Annotated in this window: 21 protein-coding genes and 1 riboswitch; of the genes, 18 read left to right on the plus strand and 3 right to left on the minus strand. The window is 43.4% G+C overall.

Annotated elements, in window-relative coordinates:
• Window positions 1–102: 102 nt before the first annotated feature.
• The 10 genes from NKF87_RS04205 (at window position 103) to NKF87_RS04250 (ending at window position 8,894) form a co-directional block, all read left to right on the plus strand.
• A complete protein-coding gene (locus tag NKF87_RS04205) occupies window positions 103–483 on the plus strand; it encodes a bifunctional adenosylcobinamide kinase/adenosylcobinamide-phosphate guanylyltransferase (protein ID WP_006426280.1) in 381 nt (126 codons plus the stop codon).
• Window positions 480–1,199: a histidine phosphatase family protein gene (locus tag NKF87_RS04210; protein WP_242998806.1), complete on the plus strand. Its 720-nt coding sequence runs from the start codon at window positions 480–482 to the stop codon at window positions 1,197–1,199. Before NKF87_RS04205 ends, NKF87_RS04210 begins: the two co-directional genes overlap by 4 nt.
• Complete coding sequence (gene cbiB / locus NKF87_RS04215) at window positions 1,099–2,010, plus strand: adenosylcobinamide-phosphate synthase CbiB (RefSeq protein ID WP_242998822.1); 912 nt, start codon at window positions 1,099–1,101, stop codon at window positions 2,008–2,010. Before NKF87_RS04210 ends, cbiB begins: the two co-directional genes overlap by 101 nt.
• A 146-nt stretch (window positions 2,011–2,156) precedes the next feature.
• A complete protein-coding gene (locus NKF87_RS04220) occupies window positions 2,157–2,369 on the plus strand; it encodes a ferrous iron transport protein A (protein WP_117597075.1) in 213 nt (70 codons plus the stop codon).
• Window positions 2,370–2,458: 89 nt separating this feature from the next.
• Window positions 2,459–3,505 carry a pyridoxal phosphate-dependent aminotransferase gene (locus tag NKF87_RS04225; protein ID WP_055281350.1) on the plus strand — a complete coding sequence of 349 codons (1,047 nt, stop codon included), beginning with the start codon at window positions 2,459–2,461 and terminating at the stop codon, window positions 3,503–3,505.
• Entirely contained in the window at window positions 3,487–5,055 is a 1,569-nt protein-coding gene (locus NKF87_RS04230) for a cobyric acid synthase (RefSeq protein ID WP_117597077.1), read from the plus strand. Before NKF87_RS04225 ends, NKF87_RS04230 begins: the two co-directional genes overlap by 19 nt.
• 136 nt (window positions 5,056–5,191) lie before the next feature.
• Window positions 5,192–5,860, plus strand: a complete 669-nt coding sequence (locus NKF87_RS04235) for a precorrin-8X methylmutase (protein ID WP_242998808.1) — start codon at window positions 5,192–5,194, stop codon at window positions 5,858–5,860.
• A gap of 13 nt (window positions 5,861–5,873) precedes the next feature.
• Window positions 5,874–6,779, plus strand: a complete 906-nt coding sequence (locus tag NKF87_RS04240) for a LysR family transcriptional regulator (RefSeq protein ID WP_006426272.1) — start codon at window positions 5,874–5,876, stop codon at window positions 6,777–6,779.
• 147 nt (window positions 6,780–6,926) lie between these two features.
• Window positions 6,927–8,039: a 5-methyltetrahydropteroyltriglutamate--homocysteine S-methyltransferase gene (locus NKF87_RS04245; RefSeq protein ID WP_117597080.1), complete on the plus strand. Its 1,113-nt coding sequence runs from the start codon at window positions 6,927–6,929 to the stop codon at window positions 8,037–8,039.
• A gap of 159 nt (window positions 8,040–8,198) precedes the next feature.
• Window positions 8,199–8,894 carry a YoaK family protein gene (locus NKF87_RS04250; RefSeq protein WP_171029260.1) on the plus strand — a complete coding sequence of 232 codons (696 nt, stop codon included), beginning with the start codon at window positions 8,199–8,201 and terminating at the stop codon, window positions 8,892–8,894.
• A gap of 32 nt (window positions 8,895–8,926) precedes the next feature.
• On the opposite strand, the gene NKF87_RS04255 is transcribed toward NKF87_RS04250, so the two are convergent.
• Window positions 8,927–9,811, minus strand: coding sequence for a LysR family transcriptional regulator (locus NKF87_RS04255; protein WP_055281358.1), 885 nt, complete (start codon window positions 9,809–9,811; stop codon window positions 8,927–8,929).
• Between the two features lie 229 nt (window positions 9,812–10,040).
• On the opposite strand from NKF87_RS04255, the gene NKF87_RS04260 reads away from it, so the two are divergent.
• From NKF87_RS04260 to NKF87_RS04280, 5 genes are all read left to right on the plus strand, one after another.
• A complete protein-coding gene (locus tag NKF87_RS04260) occupies window positions 10,041–10,304 on the plus strand; it encodes an HPr family phosphocarrier protein (protein WP_055281360.1) in 264 nt (87 codons plus the stop codon).
• Window positions 10,305–10,351: 47 nt separating this feature from the next.
• Window positions 10,352–10,550: riboswitch (cobalamin riboswitch) on the plus strand.
• A 141-nt stretch (window positions 10,551–10,691) separates the two neighbouring features.
• Entirely contained in the window at window positions 10,692–13,835 is a 3,144-nt protein-coding gene (locus NKF87_RS04265) for an Ig-like domain-containing protein (RefSeq protein WP_117597084.1), read from the plus strand.
• 62 nt (window positions 13,836–13,897) lie between these two features.
• Window positions 13,898–15,103 (plus strand): ABC transporter substrate-binding protein, encoded by a 1,206-nt coding sequence (locus NKF87_RS04270; protein WP_117597086.1) that lies wholly within the window; start codon window positions 13,898–13,900, stop codon window positions 15,101–15,103.
• A 62-nt stretch (window positions 15,104–15,165) separates the two neighbouring features.
• On the plus strand, window positions 15,166–16,191 hold the full coding sequence (locus NKF87_RS04275; protein WP_173791062.1) for a FecCD family ABC transporter permease: 1,026 nt from the start codon (window positions 15,166–15,168) through the stop codon (window positions 16,189–16,191).
• A gap of 3 nt (window positions 16,192–16,194) precedes the next feature.
• The gene (locus NKF87_RS04280) at window positions 16,195–17,289 is read left to right on the plus strand and encodes an ABC transporter ATP-binding protein (protein ID WP_117597089.1); all 1,095 of its coding nucleotides are present in this window, start codon (window positions 16,195–16,197) and stop codon (window positions 17,287–17,289) included.
• Window positions 17,290–17,893: 604 nt separating this feature from the next.
• Here the strand turns inward: NKF87_RS04280 and aroA are convergent.
• Both aroA and NKF87_RS04290 read right to left on the minus strand, forming a co-directional pair.
• A complete protein-coding gene (aroA, locus tag NKF87_RS04285) occupies window positions 17,894–19,195 on the minus strand; it encodes a 3-phosphoshikimate 1-carboxyvinyltransferase (RefSeq protein WP_117597091.1) in 1,302 nt (433 codons plus the stop codon).
• Window positions 19,185–20,279 (minus strand): prephenate dehydrogenase, encoded by a 1,095-nt coding sequence (locus NKF87_RS04290; protein ID WP_118310229.1) that lies wholly within the window; start codon window positions 20,277–20,279, stop codon window positions 19,185–19,187. Before NKF87_RS04290 ends, aroA begins: the two co-directional genes overlap by 11 nt.
• Before the next feature lie 345 nt (window positions 20,280–20,624).
• Between NKF87_RS04290 and NKF87_RS04295 the strand changes: the two genes are divergently transcribed.
• From NKF87_RS04295 to NKF87_RS04305, 3 genes are all read left to right on the plus strand, one after another.
• Window positions 20,625–22,700 (plus strand): elongation factor G, encoded by a 2,076-nt coding sequence (locus tag NKF87_RS04295; RefSeq protein ID WP_055281375.1) that lies wholly within the window; start codon window positions 20,625–20,627, stop codon window positions 22,698–22,700.
• A gap of 140 nt (window positions 22,701–22,840) precedes the next feature.
• Window positions 22,841–24,196 carry a Trk system potassium transporter TrkA gene (gene trkA / locus NKF87_RS04300; protein ID WP_118310228.1) on the plus strand — a complete coding sequence of 452 codons (1,356 nt, stop codon included), beginning with the start codon at window positions 22,841–22,843 and terminating at the stop codon, window positions 24,194–24,196.
• Window positions 24,197–24,226: 30 nt separating this feature from the next.
• A complete protein-coding gene (locus NKF87_RS04305; RefSeq protein WP_253584056.1) occupies window positions 24,227–25,672 on the plus strand; it encodes a TrkH family potassium uptake protein in 1,446 nt (481 codons plus the stop codon).
• Window positions 25,673–25,737 lie beyond the last annotated feature (65 nt).

Raw genomic sequence — 25,737 nt, forward strand, 5'->3', positions numbered from 1 at the left:
TGGAAAGAATGAAGAAAACAAGTGGCAGAAAGAAAACAGCAGAGAAATAGTAGAAAATAACAGAAAGATGAAAATACAGGATTGGAGGAAGGAAAAGAAGTCATGATCATGATAATAGGCGGCGCATATCAGGGAAAACTTGCATTCGCAAAGAAAATCTACCCAGATGTCACATGGGCAGACGGTGCGGTATGTACGGAAGAAGAACTATATAGCTGCGAAGGGATATATCATTTCCATCAGTATATCGAAAGAAAGATAAAGGAAGGAGAACCGATAGATGATCTTGCAGAAGAACTGATTCGGAAGAATCCGGAACTGATCCTGATCACAGATGAGATCGGATACGGGATCGTGCCGGTTGACCGGATGGAACGGGAATACAGAGAGCAGACCGGAAGAGTGTGCACGCGCCTTGCGGCATATTCGGAGAAAGTATACCGTGTGATGTGCGGAATCGGACAGGTGATAAAGGAAGTATGAGGATTTATCTGATACGTCATTCGATGACGAAAGGAAATAAAGAAAAACGCTATATCGGAACGACGGATGAATCTTTATGTCGGGAAGGAATACAGCTTTTGGAAGAGAGAAAAGGAATGTATCCTGAGGTTACATATGTCTATGTAAGTCCGATGAAGCGGTGCGTGCAGACGGCAGAGATCATTTATCCGGAGATGATGAAAGCAGGAGCATATAGCTGTAATGAAAAGTTACGGGAGTGTGATTTTGGCCTGTTTGAAAATCATAATTATATCGAACTTTCCGGCTGCCCGGAGTATCAGGCATGGATAGACAGTGGTGGGAAGCTGCCATTTCCGGAAGGGGAAAGCAGGGAAGCGTTCATCCGGCGGACACTTGAAGGGTTCCGGGAAGTCGTACGGGATGCGCAGGCACATGACCGGGAGACGATTGCGGTTGTGGCACATGGCGGAACGATTATGAGTATCATGGAACGGTATGCAGTAAAGGAAGACGGGACACCAGCAGGAAGTTATTATGATTATCAGATAAAGAATGGAGAAGGATATGAACTTAGAATTTCAGAGAATAACATATATGACGATCGCGATCGTGGCGGGCTTTGTTCTGGATCTGATCTTCGGGGATCCAAGATGGCTGTATCATCCGGTGAGGCTGATCGGGCATCTGATATCGGGAACCGAAAGAATTATCAGAAACTGTCTGCCGGTGAATAAGACAGGGGAACGCATCGGTGGAGGGATTCTGGTGCTGGTGGTTGTGACGGTCAGTACAGGAGTTCCGGCGGTGATCTTATCGGTTGCATATAAGTATTTCTGGCAGCTTGGACTTGCACTGGAAAGCTTCTGGTGTTATCAGATCCTTGCAACGAAATCCCTGAAAGTAGAAAGTGACAGGGTCTACATAGCACTGAAAGACAAGGGCCTGGAGGCTGGGAGAAAGGCCGTGTCCATGATCGTCGGAAGAGATACACAGAATCTGACGGAAGAAGGTGTGACCAAGGCGGCCGTAGAGACGGTGGCAGAGAATACATCGGATGGTGTGATCGCACCGTTATTTTATATGCTGATCGGCGGAGCTGTTCTGGGATTTACATACAAAGCGATCAATACGATGGATTCGATGGTTGGATATAAGAATGACAAGTATCAGTGGTTTGGAACGGCAGCAGCGAAGTTAGACGATGTGGTGAATTTCATTCCGGCAAGGGTATCGGCAGTGTTGATGATCCTGGCTGCATATCTGACCGGAATGGATGGAAAGAATGCAGCACGTATCTTCCGAAGAGACCGCTTTAATCATAAAAGTCCGAACTCGGCACAGACAGAAGCAGTCATGGCGGGGGCACTGGATGTGCAGCTTGCAGGAGATGCATGGTATTTTGGAAAGCTGCATAAGAAGCCGACGATCGGAGATCCGGTCCGGGAGATGGAACTACTGGATATCCGGAGATCGCATAAGCTGTTATATGGGACGGCAATGCTTGGTCTGATACTTGGAATCATCCTCCGGATTTTGGTTCTGTAGATGATATTGATAATAAAAATCAAAAAACAAATAATATTATCTGCAAATTATGAATAAAAAGTTAGAATTGTGCAAACAATGTTCCTGTTGACTAACATAGTCAGTGCAACTTACAATATAAAAAAGAGGTAAAGAAGGTGTTAGTTATGCAGGCATTGTCAAAGGCGGCGGCTGGAAAAAGCTACACCATCAAGTGGATGTTCGGCATCCCGGAAGTTCTGGATAAGATCCGAAAATACAAGATTGATGAAGGCAGTGAGATCACAGTCATTCAGAATTCCGGAAGAGACCTGATCATCAGAAGTGGTGAGCAGCGGATCGCAATGAGCAGCGATGCGGCAACAAGAATTCAGGTATAAGATTTCGGTTGACTATTTTCTGCAAAGTGAGTAAGATGGTTGTAGCAAAATAGCAGAGAGAGCGGTTTATCCGCACAGGTGAAGGAACGTTGGCAGAACCAAAAGAGACAGTTCACGGTGGAGACATTTACCGGAATCCATCTGTTACAGATTATTCTGTAAACAGTAACCCGCTGGGAGTTCCCGAAGCGGTACGAAAGAGCGTACAGGAAAGTGCAGACAGGATCATGTATTATCCGGATGTCAGATGCGACAGACTTCGGGAGTCAATCAGTGATTTTGAGAGAATAGAAAAAGAAAAGATACTCTGCGGCAATGGTGCTGCAGAGCTTTTTTTTGCTGTCGTAATGGCAGTGAGACCGAAAAAAGCACTGGTGACGGCACCAGCTTTTTCCGAGTATGAGCGGGCACTTGGCACAGTTGGAGCAGAGGTACAATATTACAGATTAAAAGAAGAACAGGATTTCCGGATACAGGAGGATATACTGGAACAGATTACGGAAGATACAGATATGATATTTCTGTGCAATCCCAATAATCCGACCGGACAGACAACGGAAAAAGAACTGCTGATTCGTGTGATGAACAGGTGTAATAAATGCGGTACGATACTGGTCCTGGATGAGTGTTTTATAGAGTTTCTGGAAGAACCAGAAAGATATGAATGCCGGGGGTATCTGACACAGTATCCGAATGTGGTCATTATCAAAGCATTTACGAAAATATTTTGTATGCCAGGTGTAAGACTTGGATATGCATTGTGTGAGAATGCAGCTCTTAGGAAACGAATGAGGGCAATGCTCCAGCCGTGGAATGTGTCGGTAACGGCACAGGAAGCAGGTGTGGCAGCACTTGTTGATTGCGAAGCATATTTAAAGAGAACGAGAGAATATATAAAAAAAGAAAAGTTCTGGATGACAGAGCGGATGAGAAAGCTTGGTCTGAATGTATGGGGATCGGAAGCAAACTATATATTTTTTAAAGGAAAAGCAGGGCTGTATGAGAAGGCACTGAAAAGCGGACTGTTGATCCGGGACTGCAGTAACTATGAAGGACTGACAGAAGGGCATTACCGGATTGCAATAAGATCTGAAGAAGAGAATGAAAGGTTGATAACATGGCTGGAAAAATTATGATACAGGGGACAATGTCCAACGCAGGAAAGAGTCTTCTGTGTGCGGGACTTTGCAGAATATTCAAACAGGACGGATACCGGGTGGCTCCGTTCAAATCCCAGAATATGGCACTGAATTCCTTTATTACAGAGGATGGACTGGAGATGGGACGTGCACAGGTTGTGCAGGCAGAGGCAGCAGGCGTGGCGCCGCAGGTAGAGATGAATCCGATCCTGTTAAAGCCGACCAACGATGTAGGATCACAGGTGATCGTAAATGGTGAAGTCTTGAAGAATATGAGTGCAAGAGAATATTTTGCTTATAAAAAGCAGCTCATACCGGACATTATGAAAGCATTTCACAAATTAGAAGAAGAGAATGACATCATTGTGATCGAAGGAGCGGGAAGTCCGGCAGAGATCAACCTGAAGAAAGATGATATTGTAAATATGGGGCTGGCGAAGATGGTAGATGCGCCGGTGCTTCTGGTCGGAGATATTGACCGCGGAGGAGTATTTGCCCAGCTTCTGGGGACGCTTATGCTCCTGGAAGATGATGAGAAAGAACGTGTAAAGGGACTGGTCATCAACAAATTCCGCGGGGATAAGACAATCCTGGATCCCGGTATTGTTATGTTGGAAGAAAGAGGCGGCATTCCGGTAGTCGGAGTTACACCGTATATGCAGGTCGAGATTGAAGATGAAGACAGTCTGACAGAGCGTTTTAACATGACAAAGGCTGGAAAAGGTGCAGAAGAAAGGATCGGTCTGGTGGATATCGCAGTCATCCGGACACCGAGAATTTCGAACTTTACGGATTTCATGCTGTTGGAAAATGCTCCGGGAGTGAATCTGCGTTATGTAAAGAATCCAAGAGAACTGGAAAATCCTGATATGATTATCCTTCCGGGAACAAAAAATACGATGGGAGATCTGAAATGGTTAAGACAGAGCGGAATGGAAGCGAAGATTCTAAAGGCGCATGCCGGCGGCTGTGTGGTCTGGGGAATCTGCGGCGGCTATCAGATGCTGGGGCAGTCGCTCAGTGATCCGGAAGGCGTGGAAGATGGCGGCAGTATGAAAGGACTCGGCCTTTTGCCGGTAACGACTACATTTACCACAGAAAAGACCAGAACAAGGGTGAATGGAACACTCCTTCATGTGGAGGGGAATCTGAAAGCACTTGAGAATCTGAAGTTTGAAGGATACGAGATCCATATGGGAAAGACCGAACTTCTGGAAGGATGTCCGATGAATCAGATTCACGATACGGTGAAGAAAAAGGACAGACAGATTCCGGATATGGAGCCGGAAAACAGAATAGAGAACAGTACAGACGGAATCTCGCATGGAAATGTATACGGAACATACATCCACGGCATTTTTGATAAGGAGAAAATTGTATCGGAGATCGTAAAATCCCTGGCAGAAAAGAAAGGACTTTCAATGGAAGAAGTGGAAGGTGTAGACCTGAAAGCATTCAAAGAAAGCCAGTATGATCTTCTGGCAGATACACTCAGAAAACATCTGGACATGAAGGCAATCTATCAGATCATGGGAATGCAGAAATAATTTTTCGGGATTACTATGTATTCGTAAGGAGCTGTAGATACCAAAGTATGCAAGAGAAGTTGCCGATGGCAAGTTTTGTAGTTAGAAAAGATGAGATGTGGGCTATGACGGACTATGAAGAGAAAGGAAGAAAACGTTGAATATACAGAAAAATAATCACGCAGCACATACTAAAATAGAGATAGAAAATGTCCTTCCGACAGAGATCGAAAAGCGAAGCTTTGAGATCATTACGGAAGAACTGGAGAAGGAAGGTATTATCCTTCCAGAGATTCAGGCACCAATTACAAAGCGTTGCATACACACCAGCGCAGATTTCGATTATGCAAAGAATCTGGTCTACTCCGAGCATGCGGTGGAGAAAGCACTTGAAGCGATCAGAGGCGGTGCTTCCATTGTAACCGATACACAGATGGGACGTTCCGGAATTAACAAAAAGAGACTGGAACAGTATGGCGGTCAGGTATACTGCTTTATGTCGGATGAAGATGTGGCGCAGGCGGCGAAGAAGAATGGAACAACAAGAGCCGTTGCCAGTATGGAAAAAGCGTGTGAACGGAATGAAAAGCTGATCTTTGCCATCGGAAATGCACCGACAGCACTAATTCACCTGTATGAACTGATCAAAGACGGAAGAATCCGTCCGGAGCTCGTGATCGGTGTACCGGTCGGCTTTGTAAATGTGGTACAGTCCAAAGAACTGATCCTGACTCTGGAAGATACCCCGTATATTGTAGCAAGGGGGAGAAAAGGCGGAAGTAATATTGCGGCATGTATCTGTAACGCACTGATCTATATGCTGTAGGGAGGAAGAATTTATGACATTACAGCAGTTAAGGTATATTACCATGGTTGCGGAGAAGGGGACGATAAGTGAGGCGGCAAAAGAGCTGTTCATTTCCCAGCCGAGTCTTACCAATGCGATCCGGGAACTGGAGCAGGAGATGCAGGTGACGATTTTTCACCGGACGAATAAAGGGGTGACGATCACCGCAGAGGGAGATGAATTTCTCGCCTATGCAAGACAGATCCTGGATCAGGTCGGCCTCATGCAGGAGAGGTATCTGAATGTAAATGAACGGAACCCGAGATTTTCCGTATCCTGCCAGCATTATTCTTTTGCGGTCAATGCATTTGTAGACGTGATCCGTAAATTTGATGCGAGAAAATATGATTTCACACTGCGGGAGACACAGACTTATGAGATCATCGAAGATGTGGCGAAGCTGAAAAGTGAGATAGGTATTCTGTATACTTCTTCACAGAATGAGACGATCATCATGAAACTGATCCGTCAGAATGATCTGAAATTCGAAGAGTTATTCGTAGCAAAGCCACATGTATTTATCAGTTCAAAGCATCCGTTGGCAGATAAGGAAGCACTGACACTGGAAGATCTGGAAGAGTATCCGTATTTGTCATTTGAGCAGGGGGATTATAATTCCTTTTATTTTTCCGAAGAGATATTAAGCACACTGGACCGGAATAAGAACATCAAAGTCAGAGACCGGGCAACGCTTTTCAACCTGGCGGTCGGCCTGGACGGGTATACGGTAAGCTCCGGCGTGATCAGTAAAGAACTGAACGGTGAGAATATCATCGGGAAGCCGCTTCTGGTGGATGAATATATGCGGATCGGAACGATTGTGCGGAAAGATGTGGCACTGAGCCGGTATGGAAAGGTGTATATGGAAGCGTTGAAAAAATACACAGGCGGGATGTAAGAATAATTCAGAATACTGGTGAAAAGCAGTGGAGTGCTATAGTTTAAAACTATGGAGAACCGCTGCTTTTTTGTATTATACATAAAAAAACAGATGGGTTATACTTTTCAACAGAGAAAACGAGCAAAGTACAGGAGGATATAAAATATGAGTAATCAGGCACCATTCCGTTATGATGTGGTAGGAAGTTTCTTACGTCCAGAGTATCTGAAGGACGCAAGAGCAAAATTTGCAGAAGGAAAGATCACAGAGGAACAGTTAAAAGAGACAGAAGATAAAGCAATTAAAGAACTGGTAGAAAAAGAAAAAGAAGTCGGACTTCAGGCTGTGACAGATGGGGAATTCAGAAGAAGATACTGGCACCTGGATTTCCTTGCAGATCTGGATGGTGTAGAGGAGATTAAGTCGGATCACTGGTCTGTACACTTTAAGGGGCATCAGCCGAAAGCGGCAACACTTAAGATAGCAGATAAAGTTGATTTCGGAGAACATCCATTTCTGGAGCATTTTAAATATCTGAAAAGTGTTGCAGGAGATACTCTCTGCAAAATGACAATTCCTTCACCATCTATGCTGCATCTGATCTGTTGTGTACGTGCAGAAGAGTATATACCGATCGAACGTTATCAGGACATGAAGGATTTATATTATGACATTGCAATCGCTTATCAGAAGGTCATCCGTGCATTCTATGATGCGGGATGCAGATACCTGCAGTTAGACGATACATCATGGGGAGAATTCTGTGATGCGGAAAAGAGAAAGACATATAAAGAAAGAGGCTTTGATCTGGATGAGATCGCGAGATCTTATGTAGACATGATCAATCTTGCACTCGAAGCAAAACCAGAAGATATGACGGTCACAATGCATATCTGCAGGGGGAATTTCAGATCTACATGGTTCTCATCAGGCGGGTACGAACCGGTTGCAGAGATATTATTCGGTCATTGTAACGTAGACGGATTCTTCCTCGAATATGATTCCGAAAGATCGGGAGACTTCTCGCCGCTTCGCTATATTAAGGATCAGAAGGTGGTATTGGGACTGATCACTTCTAAGTTTCCGGAACTGGAAGACAAAGAGGATGTAAAGAAAAGAATTGAAGAGGCAGAAAAGTATGTGGCGAAAGATCAGCTTTGCTTAAGTCCACAGTGTGGATTTTCATCTACAGAAGAGGGTAATATCATGACAGAAGCAGAGCAGTGGAGAAAGGTTTCATTTGTAAAAGAAGTTGCGGAAGAAGTCTGGGATGTTTAATATAAAATTGAATATATAAAAAAGATATGGAAGATATATCAAATATACGTTTCACATTTTTGATATTCTTCCGTATAATAGTCTGCTGAGGGGGATGGATCGGAAAACGTAAGAACGTATGAGAATCATCCTCCGTTTTTATTCTAAGGAGATGAAAACATGGGAGTAATGAAAAGTTTATTTTCCGGGAAGCAGATGTCGGAGGCATTCATCTGTAGTGCATTTCTGGCCTTGTCGGGTGGATTTCAGGATGCGTATACCTATAATACGAGGAATGAAGTATTCTCGAATGCACAGACAGGTAATGTGGTGCTGATGAGCCAGAATTTCATGACGGGAAAATGGGAGGCTGGACTGAAATATTTATTTCCGCTTTTTGCATTTGCTTTAGGTGTTCTGATTGCGGAGCAGATCCAGAATAAGTACAAATATGCCAGGCGCCTGCACTGGAGACAGGGAATACTGGGAGCAGAGATTCTCATTTTGTTTGTTGTAGGATTTATTCCGCAGCGGGGAAATATGATCGCGACTGTTCTGGTATCCTTTGCCTGTGCGATGCAGGTGCAGAGTTTCCGGAAGGTAAATGGATTTTCATATGCAAGTACTATGTGTATCGGAAACTTACGGAGTGGAACGGCGGCATTATCCTTCTATCTGAGAGAGAAAAAGCCGGAACAATTGCGGCAGGCAATGTATTATTTTGGAATTATAGTTCTTTTTGCGGTAGGAGCCGGAATCGGAGGCAATCTTTCAGCCAATTATGGAATCCATATGATCTGGGTATCCTGCGGACTTTTGATCGTCAGTTTCCTGTTGATGTTCCTGGATATAGAATCCCGGAGAAACGAAAGATAAAAAAGGGACAAAAAAGAGACATTGATCCGTCATCAGATACGGATCAGTGTCTCGATTAGTTTTTGCGCTGCAATGCTCTGTGGTCTGGAAGCATTCTGTACAAGACAGATTTGTCTCGCAGGAAGGGATTCTTTCAGATGGATCTGAAGAATTTCTCCACGCTTGAGCGGTTCTTCTGCAAGCTTCTCCGGATAGAAGCCGATACCAAGATTGTGCTGGATCAAAGCCAGGCACTGGTCGGTGGATGTAACTTCAAGATCCGGACGGAACGGAAGCCCGTGAGAAGAAAAGTATTGAATATGAAGATCTCTGGTGCTGGTGTTATTTTCCAGCGAGACGAAAGGGTAGTCCGTAAGTTCTTCCAGTGAGCAGATGCGGGAAGCCGGTTCTTTGTATTTCGGGCCGGCGATCAGAATTTCCCGGAAAGAACCCAGGGAGATTTTCTGAAACTGTTTTTGAACAGAAAGTGGAGTTGTTACAATTGCAAAATCCACCAGTCCGCTTTCCAGGGAAGCAATCGCCTGCGGAGTGGAATGGTTGGATATCTTAAGCCTTACATGTGGATAATGATTGTGAAATGCTTCTAATTTGGACAGAAGCATAATACGAAGTGCATTTTCACTGACTCCGATGGAGATGAGTCCGCTTGTAAGACTCTGGTCACGCTTGAGCTCGGCTTCTCCGAGTTCAAGCTGTTCGAAAGCAATCGCAACGTGGTTAAAAAGCTTCTGGCCTTCAGGCGTCAGTGAGACTCCGCGGTTCGAACGGACAAAAAGGTGACAGCCAAGTTCTGTCTCAAGATTATTCATACAACGGGTAATGTTCGGCTGGTTATTGTGTAATACCTCTGCCGCTTTTGTAAAACTGTGATGTTGTGCAACATGGTAAAAAATACGGTAATAATCGTATGTACTCATAATATCCTCCAAAATAATATATAAAATTGATATATATATATAGTTAGTTATCTTTAATACGGATGATGCCAGATAAGTATAATATATTCTAGGTGAAAAGACAATGTTAAGAAATAAAAAAATATATTACATAGTAGAAAAAAACGTAGTATACTGATTTATATTTTTCTTATAAACAGATGTGTTTGTAATGAAAATGATGGATACACCTGAGAGGAGAGACTTAATTATGATAAAAATGAATGTAAAATTTGAAACACCGGAACAGCTTGTAGAATTTTCAAGAATGTGTCAGAAAGTAGAGGCTGATACCTTGATTGAAGATACAGCACATAAACTTATCATTGATGGAAAATCAGTTATGGGAATGATGACAGTTACGCTGAATCAGAAGATGATTTTTGTAGTAGATGGTTCTGATGCGGAAGAGGTAGTTCATACATTTGAAAAATTCCGCACCGAAGAGGCAGTACAGAAGCAGAATCTGGGTTAACAATTGCATTTTACAGGTACTTATGGTATCGTAGTCAAGATGAGAAAAATAGAATGAAAACTGCAGGTGCCGGCTGGATAAGATTGATAGAGCCGGTGAAAAGGGAAACAGGTGTAAGTCCTGTGCGAACTCGTCACTGTGAGCAGGGAATATCAGAAAAGAAAAAAGTCACTGGATAACGGGAAGACAAGATTCTGATGTATGGATCTGTGAGTCAGGAGACCTGCCTGTAGTGTACATGGAAGTAAATCCGGACCACGAGTAATTGGTTGTACAAAAATGGAAGAAAATAATAATGAATTAACAAGGCCATTTTGTACCCTTTTACGGATGATTTCGTGGAAGGGTATTTTGATTGACAGAAAAGTAGTAGGGAGAGAGTATAAGATGAAACATAATTCCAAGCAATTTTTGGCCTTATTTATGGCTGTGTCTATGGCAGTTGCACCGGTATCGGGAGTGTATGCGGAAGATCAGAATGCAGCCGTAGGAGATACATTGAGTGAGAATAAACAGGATAGTGATGAAGCTGGACAGACAGAGCCGGAAGCCACTGCCGGACAGACAGAGTCGGAAGCCGCTGCCGGACAGACTGAGACAGAAGCCGCTGCCGGACAGACAGAAAGCAGTGTGACGACAGATACAAGTCAGGAAGTCACAAAAGAAGCCGGGAAAAATCAGGTAGCTGTCGAAAAGGTACAGAATACGCAGGAAGACGGAACCGCCCCACAGACGGAACCAATCGGCGAAGACGAAATATTTGAGAACATTACTGATATCAGCGGTATGGCAGGTGCTTTGAAAGACGGAGAATATGGTGTTGATGCGGATCATTTTTCGGCAAAACTGACTTCGGGTGGTTCAAGCAAGGTGAAGATTGAGTGTCAAAAAGTAATCGTAAAGAATGGAAAAGCAACAGCCTGGATAAATTTTAGCAGTTCTAAGTATGATAAAGTATGGGTGAAAGTGAATGGAACCCAGAACATATATCATGCAAAACCGAGAGAAGGCGAGGCCGGAGTTACATTTGAGATTCCTGTTAATTTAAATAGTTCAATGACTTTTATGGCACATACCAGTTCCATGAGTGGAAAAAATATTGCATATACGATCAATATTGCAATCCCGGAAGATACGGTCCCGTCGACACCATCCATACCGGATCAGACCGTTATTACGGAATTAAGTTTCAAAGAGGGATCTGAACTCAGCATGAAAGAGGGAGAAGTTCAGGAACTGACACCTCAGTTCACACCGGCATTATCAGCATCTGAGACAGCACCGGATATGACATGGACTTCTTCTGATCCAAAGATTGTAACCGTTGCAAAATCCGGAACACAGGCTGAGCTGACCGCAGTGAAAGCAGGGACTGCTGAGGTGACTGTGTCTATTAATAATGCGGAAGGAACAGAGCTTAAAGCCACATGCAAGGTAACGGTAACAGCATCGGAAACAGAAAATAAAACCCTGACAGATGGAAATTATCAGGTAGATGTGGATACTGGAAATAAGATGTTCAAAGTTACGAATTGTATCCTGACATCTGAAAAAGGTAAGATGTATGCTGTAATCACATTAAGCGGAATCGGATATGATTATCTTTATATGGGATCAGCAGCCGATGCGGCAGAAGCTGCAGCAAAAGACTACATTTCATATGTGGCTGATGAGGCAGGAAAATATACATACAAAGTTCCGGTAGAAAGTCTGGATAAAGGAATTGCAGTTGCGGCACATTCCATTAAAAAAGATAAATGGTATGACCGTACACTTATATTTTCATCTGCCTCTGCAAAACGTATCATAGCAGACGGAACCTATCAGGTGAATGCTGAAGCCGGCGGAAAGATGTTCCGTGTTACGGATTGTGTTATGACTGTAAAGAATGGACAGATGACGGCGGCAGTTACATTAAGCGGTCAGGGTTATAACAGAATCTATCTGGGCGATGTAAATAACGCATCGGATGATGAAAAGAACTGGATTCTTCCGGATTCGCTTCTTGCAGAGCAGTATACATTTCAGATTCCGGTAGAGAAACTGGATGAGGTAATGACAATTGCCGTTCATACGACAAAGAGTAATAAGTGGGACACCAGAACACTGACATTTCATTCAGAAGGCATGACTAAGATTGCGGACAGCAATAATGGAAATGCTTCGAATGGTAATAACGGAAGCAACGGCTCATTGAAACCGGGCGGAAATAATAACAATCCGGGAAATGGTTCCAACGGAAATAACCAGGGAAATGCAGAAAACAATAATGGAAACAGTGGAACTACAGGAAATAATACGACAAACAATGGAAAACCGGATCAGGAATCAAAATACGAGTCTGATCTGAATAAGTCAACAGCCAGAGTCAACAGTACCACAGGATTAAAAGACGGTGTATACACACCGGACAGCTTCTCATGGTCAGGCGGAACCGGAAAGGTAAGCATCACTTGCAGCAAGGTAACGGTTACAGGCGGTCAGGCATATGCAACGATCACATTCAGCAGTCCGCATTACCAGTATGTAAAAGCGAATGGAAATGTATATTATCCGAGTGCGAAAACAGGAAGTTCTACATCCTTTGTAATTCCGGTAGAACTGAATAAGAATAACTCGGTTGTGGGTATGACAACGGCGATGTCTACGGCACATGAGATTAAATATACGATTTTTGTATACATTGCCGAAGCAGCAAAAGCCAATGCATCAGCGAGAGCCAACGGAAAAGAAGTAACGGTAATCGGTGCAAACGGAAGTGACAGCAGCAAGACGGCAGCAGCAAACAAAAAAATGGACGAGGTAGCACCGGAGATCATCGGCCTGGAGTATCAGTCTGAAACAAAAGCCGAGTATGCGAAATATTTCAAGATATATCATTATGATCAGGGAATCACATTGTTGGAGATCGATATGAATAAAAAGACCGGAAGAAAAGCAGCCGGTAAGAAATGGAAAGAAGCATCAGAAATAAGCGGACTGAATCCGGCAGAGCAGGAGCAGGCAGCACTGTACCTGAACAAAGTGATCAAATATCTGATCGTTCCGGAAAATGCAGAGATTCCGGCGGGGCTGGATAAGGAAGTCATTGTGGTAAGACAGCCGGCAGACCGTGTTTATGCAGGATCGAATAAGACGATTTCCCTGATGGAAGAACTGGGACAGCTTGATAAAGTGACAACAGTCGGTGTGAAGAAAAATAAATGCAAGAATGAAACTATCAAAGAAAAGATGGCTGAGAAAGAAGTCATTTATGCGGGAACGTCCGACAAATTAAATTATAAGAAACTTGTAAAAAACAAATGTAATCTTGCACTCCTTTCATCCAGCGTGCTGCCGGAAAAAAGAAGCAGCAAAAAAGCGGCAAAGAAAAAGATGACAGCTTATCGAAAGATGACAGAAAAGATGACGCTTCTTCAGATTCCGGTGATCGTTGACCGTGCAAAAGATGAAAAAGGAAAAGATGCACAGAAAGAATGGGAAAAGGTCTACCAGGTGATTTTGGGATGTGACGGCCAAAGTGCAGAATAGAGATTGCGTAAGATAGCAGAGTGTGGACAATGCTCTTGTGATCAGAAAAAGTGGAGAAAAGGATGAAAAAGAGAACATATCGGCTGTTGTGTGTACTTGCAGGTACAGTGCTTCTGGTAACAGGAGCACTGACCGGGTGCAGCACCTCAGGCAAATCGGGTGTATCGAAAGGTGACGGAATACAGCAGACGGAAGAAGCAGGGGCGGCAGAAAAACATGCTCCGAAGATAGACGGTCTTGAGTATAAGAAAACAATGAAGCTGAAATATGCTACGGGTTTTGATGTCTATTATTATAAAGAAGGATATAAATTACTGGACGTACACGAAGACAGGCAGTATCTGATTGTGCCGGAAGGTAAGAAGAAACCGGCAGATCTGGATAAAGAAATAGTGGTATTAAAACAGCCATTGGAGCACATTTATCTCGCAGCAACATCGGCAATGGCATTGTTTGATGCGATGGATGGGCTGGACAGTATCCGGATGTCGGGAGCACAGGCTTCGGACTGGTATATTGATCATGCGAAGAAAGCAATGGAAGACGGTAAGATCCTGTTTGCAGGAAAATACAGCGAACCGGATTATGAAATGCTGATAGATGAGGACTGTGATCTTGCAATTGAATCCACGATGATCCTGCATACACCAAAGGTTCAGGAGATGATCGAAGATCTGGATATTCCGGTGTTTATTGACCGTTCCAGTTATGAAAGTCATCCGCTTGGAAGGACGGAGTGGATCAAAGCATATGCAGCAATGCTGAACAAAGAAGATGCAGCAGATACATTTTTTGATACACAGACAGAAGTGATCGGCAGTCTGAAAGATTTTAAGAATACAGGAAAAACAGTTGCTTATTTCTTTGTGAACACAGATGGAACAGTGGTCGTAAGAAGCAGTAGTGATTATATTCCGAAGATGATCGATATTGCCGGAGGAAAATACATTTTTCAGGATTTTAAGAACACAAAAAGCAAGAGTGCTTCTGTGGAACTGTCGATGGAAGAGTTTTATGCAAAAGCAAAGAATGCAGATTATCTGATCTATAATGCATCGATCGACAGTCCGATCAATAGCATTGCAGATCTGACAGCAAAGAGTGAATTGTTCGCAGATTTTAAGGCAGTGAAGAGCGGAAATGTGTGGTGCACCGGAAAATCACTGTATCAGGCAACGGACATTGTGGGAAATCTGATTACGGATATCAATCTGATGCTGACAGATGGAGATGAGAGTGGTATGACATTCTTGTATCGGGTAAAATAATACAGTATAATAATCAGGTGGGCGTTTGGATGTGTTCACCTGATTTTTTAAAAGGAGAAACGATGGAGAAAGAGAATTTCAGGCGGCGTTCCAGATACATCCTGGTATTCGGGGTTCTGGCAGCGGCGTTCTGTGTTGTAACAGTTTTAAATATTAATACGGGAAATGTCCATATTTCAATAGCAGAAATATGCAAGATACTGATTCGAAGAGGCGGAGAAGGAACAGAGGCAAACATTATATGGAAGATACGACTTCCGAGAGTACTGATGGCGGCAATCCTGGGAGGCGCATTGTCATTATCCGGGTTTCTGCTTCAGACATTTTTCTCAAATCCGATTGCAGGTCCGTTTGTTCTGGGAATTTCTTCCGGGGCGAAGATGATGGTAGCGCTGGTAATGATATTTTTCCTGGAGAGATATGCTTTTGTATCTTCTTATACGTTGATCATTGCTGCATTTGCGGGTGCACTTATTTCCACTGGATTTATCCTGTTGTTGTCCAGGAAAATGACACATATGGCAACCCTTCTTGTGGGTGGAATCATGATTGGATATATCTGCTCGGCAATTACTGATTTTGTTGTAACCTTTGCGGAAGATTCCGATATTGTCAATCTGCATGGATGGTCACAGGGAAGCTTTTCGGGAATGAACTGGAGTAATGTAGAGGTTGCCGCTACTGTAATCGGTGTGACGGTGGTACTTACATTTTTTCTGTCAAAACCAATCGGGGCATATCAGCTGGGGGAAGCATACGCACAGAGCATGGGAGTAAATATCAGATTTTTCAGGGTAGCACTGATTCTTTTGTCCAGTGTGCTTTCTGCCAGTGTGACAGCTTTCGCAGGTCCGATCTCATTCGTGGGAATTGCTGTTCCATACCTGATAAAGCATGCGCTGCAGACATCGAAACCGTTGGTTGTGATACCGGGAACATTTATCGGAGGTGCAGTATTTTGTATGATCTGTGATCTGATTGCAAGGATGGCATTTGCACCGATGGAACTGAATATCAGTACGGTGACATCGATATTCGGTGCACCGATAGTCATATTTATGATGGTACACGGACAGAAAGGCAGGTAGGAAATGAAAGATTATTATATAAAGACGAAAGACCTTTCTGTAGGATATCAGGGAAAGGTGTTGATCCGTGATATCAATCTGGATATAAAAAAGGGGGAGATCGTTACCCTGATCGGACCAAATGGTGCGGGAAAATCTACCATATTAAAGAGCGTTACCAGACAGTTGAAACTGATCGGAGGCGAAGTCTATCTAGATTCAGATGAGATACGGAAGCTCTCTTATAAGAGTATGGCCAGGAAGGTGGCAGTAATGCTGACAGAACGGATGAAACCGGAACTGATGACCTGTCACGATGTAGTGGCGACAGGGCGCTACCCGTATACCGGAAGATTGGGAGTCCTTTCCGGGGAAGACGAAAACAAGGTGGATGAAGCATTGATGGCTGTGCATGCTCAGGAATTAGGAATCCGGAATTTTCTGGAAATCAGTGATGGACAGAGACAGCGTATATTATTGGCAAGAGCCATCTGTCAGGAACCGGAAGTCATGATCTTAGATGAGCCGACATCCTATCTGGACATCCGGCATAAATTGGAACTGCTGGAAATCTTAAGAAAGATGGCAAAAGAAAAAGAAATAACAGTGATCATGTCCCTGCATGAGATCGATCTGGCACAGAAAATTTCAGATAAAGTAGTCTGCGTAAAAGGAGACAGGATTGCAGGCTTTGGAAACCCGGAAGAAATATTTACGGAAGAAAAAATAAGGGAGCTGTATGGGATTGATAATGGTTATTATGATCCATGCTTTGGAAGTGTGGAACTTCCAAGGGTAGTGGGAAAACCGGAAGTTTTCGTCCTCTCATCTTGTGGAACCGGAATTCCGGTTTACCGGAAACTTCAGAAAGCCGGAATCCCATTTGCTGCCGGAATCCTATATCCGGGCGAGTGCGACTATCAGCTCGCAAGACTGCTCGCATCCGAGATCATCAGTGAAGAACCATACGAGCCAATATCCTGCGAGACCTACCGAAAAGCATTAGAAATGATGGAACAATGCAAAAAAGTGATCAATGCCGGAGTCAAAACCGGAAAGATGAATCAGAAAGCAGAGGAACTGCTTAAGATTGCGGAAGAGAGAGGGATGTTAATTTAATTGGGATTTAATTCAGGAAGGCTGTGGATACCCGAACCGGAATAAAGCTTGGAAAGGCGTTCCTGCTCAGGTTCCATCGGCGGGTCAATTCTAAAGGGGCAAAATTCTTCTAAAAGCAGGCTTTCAAAATTTGAAACTCGGCATACGCCTCAGACAGTCAAATTTTGAAAACCCAACGCATAATTTTGAAGCTTAACTATTTCCAACACCTTCTCCACATTCACTGGAACGGCTTCCTACTTTTTATTCCGTGGGTATCAAATGCCTTACGAATGAAATGACAAATGCGTAACCGTAGTGGCCTCCACCGGGTTACACTTCCGGGCATTTCATTTATTAACATCCGCTGCCAGTCACGACTTGAAGGAAACAATAGATAAGGATTATTGTGAATGTGGAATGCCGTTAGAAACAATTAGAGAGTCAGAAGCACCGTTAAAGGAACGAAGCGAACGTGTTTGAGGCGAACGCCGAGTTTGAGCGTAGTTCCTTTGCTTTTAGGTGATTTTGGCTCTCTTAGTGTTTCTTATGGTATGGAACCTGAACAAGAAGCCTTATCTATTGTTTCCTTCAAGGACTGAGAGGCCGTTTCCCCGTTAATAAATTAAATCCCAATTAAATTTAATGTCGCATAAAATTCCGGATAGGACACATCCACACACTGACTGTCTATAATCTGTGTTTCTCCGTCAGCAGCGAGCCCGGCAATCGAGAACGCCATCGCAATTCGGTGATCCAGATAACTCTGGATAGAAGCACCGCCAAGATGGCCGGTTCCCTCAATGATCATACCATCATCCGTCGGTGTGATATCAGCACCCATAGCCTTTAATCCGGCAGTAACCGTATCGATACGGTTCGTTTCTTTCACCTTTAATTCAGCAGCATCTTTGATCACTGTCTGACCCTCGGCAAAAGCAGCCATGACCGCAATCATCGGGATCTCATCGATCAGAGTCGGGATGGTATCACCTTCGATCACAGTTCCTTTTAAGCGGCTGTGACGTACAAGAAGATCCGCACGTCCTTCCCCACCTTCGAAAGTCTGGCTGATTGTCTCAATGTCGGCGCCCATATCTTTGCAGACCTTTAAGAATCCGGCACGTGTGAAGTTGGTCCCGACATTTCTGACCAGAAGCTCCGAGCCAGGAACCAGAAGTGCGGCAGCAATAAAGTAAGCAGCAGAAGAGATATCTCCGGGTACGCAGATCTGCTGACCGAAAAGCTCTTTACAAGGTTCTACATGAGCAGTTGCAGTTCCGTCTGTATGAAGATCTGTTGCAACACATGCACCGAATCCCTGTAACATCAGTTCTGTATGGTTGCGCGAAAGAGCTGGCTCTGTGACAGAAGTCGGACCCTCCGCATAAAGACCGGCCAAAAGGACGGCTGATTTTACCTGTGCGGATGCAACCGGAGACTGATAATGGATACCGTGCAATTCTCCCGGTTCGATTCGGAGAGGTGCACAATCGTTATCATTCAGACTGGTGATGTGAGCCCCCATGCTGTTTAAAGGTGTCATAATACGTTTCATTGGTCTGGAATTCAGAGAAGCATCTCCGGATAATGTTGTTGCAAAGTTCTGCCCAGATAGAATTCCGGAGATCAGACGCGTGGTTGTTCCGCTGTTTCCTACATTTAAAGTAGAAGCAGGTGCATTAAGTCCCCGTAATCCTTTACCATGCACCAGGATGCAGGATGGTTTCTTCTCAATCTCCACACCCATCCTGCGGAAGCAGTCAATGGTAGACAGACAGTCTGCGCCTTCCAGAAAATGTGTGATCTCTGTGGTTCCAAGTGCAATGGAACCTAACATAATAGAACGATGAGAGATGGATTTATCTCCCGGTATCGTTACTTCTCCCTTTAATCCCTTTACAGGACGGATTGTTCTAACGTTCATATACAATATACCTGAATTTCTGCAGTAATCCTACGGCGCGTTTGCTGGAATCTTCGTCGTAAAATTCAATACGCAGAACCCCTTCTTCAAATTCTCTGTTGTGTACAATTCCAATATTTTTGATGCTGATATTATTAGATGCAAGGATTGTTGCAATAGCAGCGATACCACCGGCTTCATCAATGATATCACAGTATACGGCAAACGATTTTTTGATAGGTCCCGCAGAGGACGAAGGCATGGAATTGCGATAATTCCTGGACGATTCAAATCGGGTATAAAGATCCAGGTCATCTTCACGTTCGACCGCTTCTTTGAAATCTTCGAGGGAGTCGATGTACTGATCCAGAATCTTTACGATATTATCCTTGTTCTTCAGACAGATATTCTGCCACATGACCGGTGATGAAGAAGCAATACGTGTGATATCTTTAAATCCCCCGGCGGCAAGATTCTTCATCATCTCATCTTTGGTGTCATGTGTTTTAACAAAGTTGACGAGTGTAGATGCAATGATATGAGGCAGATGACTGATCGTTCCGGTAATCTGGTCATGTACCCGATAATCAAGGATAACCGGGAGTGCTTTCAGGCTTTCTACAAATTTTTCATAGGCTTCCACCTTTTCATGGGCGACCTGGTTGGTCGGTGTCAGAATAAAATATGCATTTTCAATCAACATTGCCTTGGAATTACTGTATCCGCTTTTTTCAGAACCGGCCATCGGATGTCCCCCGATAAAGTATTTTCCGATACCGAGTGTCTGTACTTCCTCATGGATGTTCGCTTTTACACTTCCTACATCTGTAAGAATGCAGTCATCATCCAGATATTCTGTCAGTTGTTTGAGATAAGCAGTATTAGATGCAACAGGTGCGCATAAGAATATATAGTTACAATTATGGAAATTATTGTCAATCGTGGTTGCTGCCACATCGATGACAGATTCCTGGGTTGCAAGGGCAAGGGCTTCTTTATTTTTATCGAAAGCCACAATTTCGTAATCAGGATAGTACTGGCGGACGGCTTTTGCGATAGAACCGCCGATCAGTCCGAGTCCGATAAAACCGATTTTTTGTTTCATGATAGATTCTCCTTCCGGCAAGTTAGAATATATTTATAAAAAATTACGAATAAACAGTGTGAATAATTCATAATCAAAAAACTTAGTTTCTATTGTAACGTGCGACAGATGAATTTGTCAACACTATAATACTTTAAAGCGAAAAAGCAATGTGCAGAAACGGTGGAAAATGATGCAAACTGTATGATAAAATTGTAAAGAAAATTCAGAAATAAGTATAAAATTACATATATTTAAAAATAAATACAAAAATGATATGGTTAAAGTGTATAAAAGTGTTGTAAAAAAAGCAAAAGTTTAGTACAATATTTACATGAGATTTTACCAAAATAAGGAGGCAGCTATATGAAAGTTTACAGAACGGACGAAATCAGGAACGTGGTTCTCTTAGGACACGGTGGAAGCGGAAAGACCAGTCTTGCAGAGGCCATGGCATATGTATCAGGGGCAACAAGCCGAATGGGAAAGATTGCAGATGGCAACACGATCAGTGATTTTGATAAAGAAGAGCAAAAACGTGAATTTTCGATCAGTACAAGCTTGGTTCCGATCGAATGGGAGAAAGCGAAGATTAATATTCTGGATACACCGGGATATTTCGATTTTGTGGGAGAAGTCGAAGAAGCTGTAAGTGCTGCCGATGCAGCCGTTATCGTTGTATCAGGCAAGGCAGGTGTGGAAGTCGGAACAGAGAAGGCATGGGAACTCTGTGATAAGTACAAACTTCCGAGAATGGTATATGTAACAGAGATGGATGTGGATGATGCGAGCTTCCGTCAGGTAGTACAGGATCTGACGGAACGTTACGGAAAGGTGATCGCACCACACTTCCAGCCGATCCGTGAGAATGAAAAACTGGTAGGATATGTGAACGTTATTAAGAATGCAGCAAGACGTTATACAGGCGTAGGACAGAGAGAAGAATGTGAGATTCCGGAATATTGTAAACCGAATCTGGAGATCTACCGTGATAAATTACTGGAGGCAGTTGCAGAGACCAGTGAAGCGTTTATGGAAAGATATTTTGAAGGAGATGAATTCTCTGTAGAAGAGATCCGTTCTGCAATGCGTACGGAAGTTATGGACGGAGATATCGTACCGGTTGCAATGGGATCTAATATCCAGGCGCAGGGAGTTGCCAATTTGCTTTCTGATATCGTAAGATTCTTCCCGAGTCCGGACAGCAGAAGCTGTGCAGGAATCAACCGCAAGACGAATGAGATCTTTGAAGGCAATTATGACTTTGCAAAAGCAAAATCAGCATATGTATTCAAGACAATGGTAGATCCGTTTATCGGAAAGTATTCGTTCGTGAAAGTATGTTCCGGAGTATTAAAAGGGGACGATATTTTGTATAACGGAGATTCCGATGCAGAAGCAAAACTTGGAAAGATTTATACAATGGTGGGAAATAAACCGACCGAGGTCAGTGAGTTGTTTGCAGGAGATATCGGAGCAATTGCAAAGCTTGCAAATACAAAGACAGGAGATACGCTTTCTACTAAAAATACACCGGTGATGTATGGAAAGACAGAATATTCCAAACCATATACATATATGAAATATGTCTGCAACAATAAAGGAGATGAAGATAAAGTATCTCAGGCATTACAGAAGATGATGGCAGAAGATGTAACACTGAAAACAGTCAATGACAGTGAGAACCGTCAGACACTTCTTTATGGAATGGGAGACCAGCATCTGGAGATTACGGCAAGTAAACTTGCTGCACGTTATAAATGTGAGATCAGACTGGAGACACCAAAGGTAGCTTTCCGTGAGACGATCAAGAAGAAATCTGACGTAGATTCCAAATATAAGAAACAGTCCGGAGGTCATGGACAGTATGGTCATGTCAAGATGAGATTCGAAGCGTCCGGTGATCTGGAGACGCCTTATGTATTCGAAGAAGAAGTTGTCGGCGGAGCTGTTCCGAAGAATTATTTCCCGGCAGTTGAAAAAGGCTTGCAGGAAGCAGTTGTAAAAGGTCCTCTTGCAGGATATCCGGTAGTCGGTGTGAAAGCCGTATTATATGATGGCTCTTATCATCCGGTGGATTCATCCGAGATGGCATTCAAGACAGCAACAGTCCAGGCATTCAAGAAAGGCTTCATGGAAGCTTCTCCGGTATTGCTGGAACCAATTGCGTCTCTTACGGTTACGATTCCGGATGATTATACCGGAGATGTTATGGGCGATCTGAATAAGAGACGCGGACGTGTACTCGGTATGAATCCGGTTTCCGGTGGAAGGCAGGAAATCGTGGCAGATATCCCGATGACGGGACTCTTTGGATACTGTACTGTATTAAGATCTATGACAGGTGGAAGAGGTGTATATTCTTATGAATTTGCACGTTATGAACAGGCACCGTCAGATGTACAGGAAGCAGAGATTGCTAAGCGTGCAAAAGAGGAGTAATCAGTTAAGAAAATGTTAAAATAGAAGAAAAGCCCGTAAGGGCTTTTTTTCTTGAAACAAAGATGCTATAATCTCTTGTATTAAAATACCGGTATCTTGATGACAAAAAAGATATGCGTGGATAATTGTGAGGTCAGGGAATGAAAATTGTGATTATTGGGGATGGAAAAGTTGGTCATAAATTGACAACCCAGCTGTCCGAAGAAAATTATGATGTGGTTTTGATTGATCAAAATGAGGGGAAATTAAAAGAAGCAGTGAATGAACTTGATATTTTCTGTATTACAGGAAATGGAGCAGATGTAGAGGTGCAGAGACAGGCGGATGTACCGCATGCGGATCTTGTGATTGCCTGTGCATCCACAGATGAACTTAACATGTTGAGCTGTCTGCTGGCTAAGCGATTAGGTGCCAGACATACGATCGCACGTGTAAGAAATCCAATCTATTACCGACAGATCGATCTGTTGAAAGAGGATCTTCATCTGAGTATGGCGGTTAATCCGGAACGTGCGGCGGCAAATGAGATATCCAGAGTACTGCTTTTCCCGGAGACAAGTAAAGTAGAGACATTCATGAAGGGACGTGTAGAACTGGTAGAATTTGTCGTAAGGGAGAACAGTGCACTTGCAGGGCTTTCTCTTGCGGAAGTATACCGGAAGTTCCAGATTAAAATCCTGGTATGTGCAGTAAAAAGAGGAAAAGAGATCTATATTCCGGATGGAAATTTTGTTCTGGAAAAAGGAGATAAGATGCATATCGTTGCCGCGCATCAGAATCTGAAGTCATTTTTCAGGGCACTGGGTCATCGAAATGCAAAAGTAAAAAAAGTATTGATCTGTGGAGGTGGACATGTATGCTTTTATCTGGCAATGCAGTTGCTGCAGGTCGGCATGCAGGTAAAGATCATAGAACAGAATATAAAGAGATGTGAAGAACTTTGTGAGCTTCTTCCCAAAGCAACGATTATTAACGGAGATGCTGCAGATCATGAACTTCTTGTAGAAGAAGGGATCAATGAAGCAGATGCATTGATCGCATTGACCGGAATGGATGAAGAGAATATTATTATGGCATTGTTTGCAAAGCTGCAGGGTGTTAATAAAATTGTGGCAAAAGTAAATGAAGATTCCCGTGCACAGATGGTAGAGGGACTGGGAATTGACTCTATTGTGTCAGCAAAAAGTGCGACCGCAGATGCGATCATAAGTTATGTAAGAGCAAGAAATGAATCTGCAAGTAATGCAAACGTAGAATCCATGTATCAGCTTTTGGGTGGTAAAGTAGAAGCACTTGAGTTCATTGTGAAATGTGAATGCAGTTTTACGAATGTACCGCTCCGTGAATTGCGGACAAAGAAAAATAATCTGATTGCCTGTATTGGAAGAAAAAGACGGATTATTATCCCGAATGGTGAAGATCACCTGGAAGTAGGGGACAGCGTAGTAGTTGTTACAATGGATCATGTGGATAAGTTCAGCGATATCCTGGAATAATATACAGAATAAGGAGACGGACAAAAAGTTATGAATACAAAAATAGTAAGATATATTTTGTGTAGAATGCTTGGAGTAGAGGCGGCTCTTTTGCTTGTACCTGTTCTTGTTGCAGTTATATATCAGGAAAAATGTGGAATTGTCTTTCTGATACCAATTGCTATATTATGCCTGCTGTTTTTGGTGGCCGGAAGAAAAAGACCGGAACATGGCCAGATTTACGGAAAGGAAGGGATGGTGATCGTTGCTCTGGCATGGATTTTGTGGTCTTTATTCGGAGCAATGCCATTCACCCTTTCCGGGTATATACCTAGTTATGTAGATGCATTTTTTGAAACAGTTTCAGGTTTTACAACAACCGGATCAAGTATTATCCCGGATGTGGAAGTATTGCCTCACTGCCTGTTGTTCTGGCGGAGCTTTACCCACTGGATCGGAGGTATGGGAGTACTGGTTTTTGTGCTTGTCGTGACATCTCTGGACAGAAAGAATTCCATGCATCTGATGCGTGCGGAAGTGCCGGGACCTGAGAAAGATAAGTTAGTACCGAAAGCAATGTCTACCGCAAGGATTTTATATGGAATGTATCTGACCCTTACTGTGATAGAAATGGTATTTCTCGTCATCGGAGGAATGAATCTGTTTGACAGTATGATATTTTCGTTTGGATCTGCCGGAACCGGTGGATTTTCAAACTATGCGGACAGTGTGGCACATTTTAACAGTGCATATATCGATGGTGTGATCACCGTTTTCTGCGCATTATTTGGAGTCAATTTTGCATTGTTCTATTTTATGATATTGGGTGATTTTAAATCTATCCTGAAAAACGAAGAGCTCAGGACATACATTTTGCTGATTGCAGGTGCTACGGCAGCGATCATGCTCAATATCCATTCGTTATATCCGACGATTGGAAAATCTTTCCGCTATGCGGTTTTTCAGGTGGTTACGGTTATAACAACAACCGGATATTCGACGGCTGATTTTGCACAATGGCCGATGTTTTCCAAAGCGGTGCTTATGATGCTGACGGTAATAGGAGCCTGTGCATCTTCCACCGGCGGTGGAATCAAGGTGTCACGTCTGCTGGTCGGAATCAAGTGTGTAAAGAGAGAGATTGTGCAGCTGGCTCATCCGAAGTCTGTGGGTATTATACGCATTGGCGGGAAAAAGGTAAGTTCAGATGTGCTGCGCACGATTTATATTTATTTTATTGCATATGTAGGTATTCTGATCGGATCAGTTGTGCTGGTTTCTCTGGACAATTTTGATTTTGAGACAACGTTCAGTGCAGTACTTACTACACTTGGAAATGTCGGACCGGGTATGGCGCAGGTCGGACCGATGGGGAATTTTGCAGAGTTCTCACCGCTCTCAAAATTAATATTATGCTTTGACATGCTGGCGGGACGTTTGGAGATATTCCCGTTCCTGGTACTGTTTACAGCACCGGCGTGGCGCAGAAAATTCTAGAATAACAGGCGGCTTTTTTAGTGCCGTCTGATTTTCTATATATAAAAGGATGCAGGAAAAGCCGT

This window comes from Dorea longicatena (genome assembly GCF_024168045.1).
Taxonomy (GTDB): Bacteria; Bacillota; Clostridia; order Lachnospirales; family Lachnospiraceae; genus Dorea_A.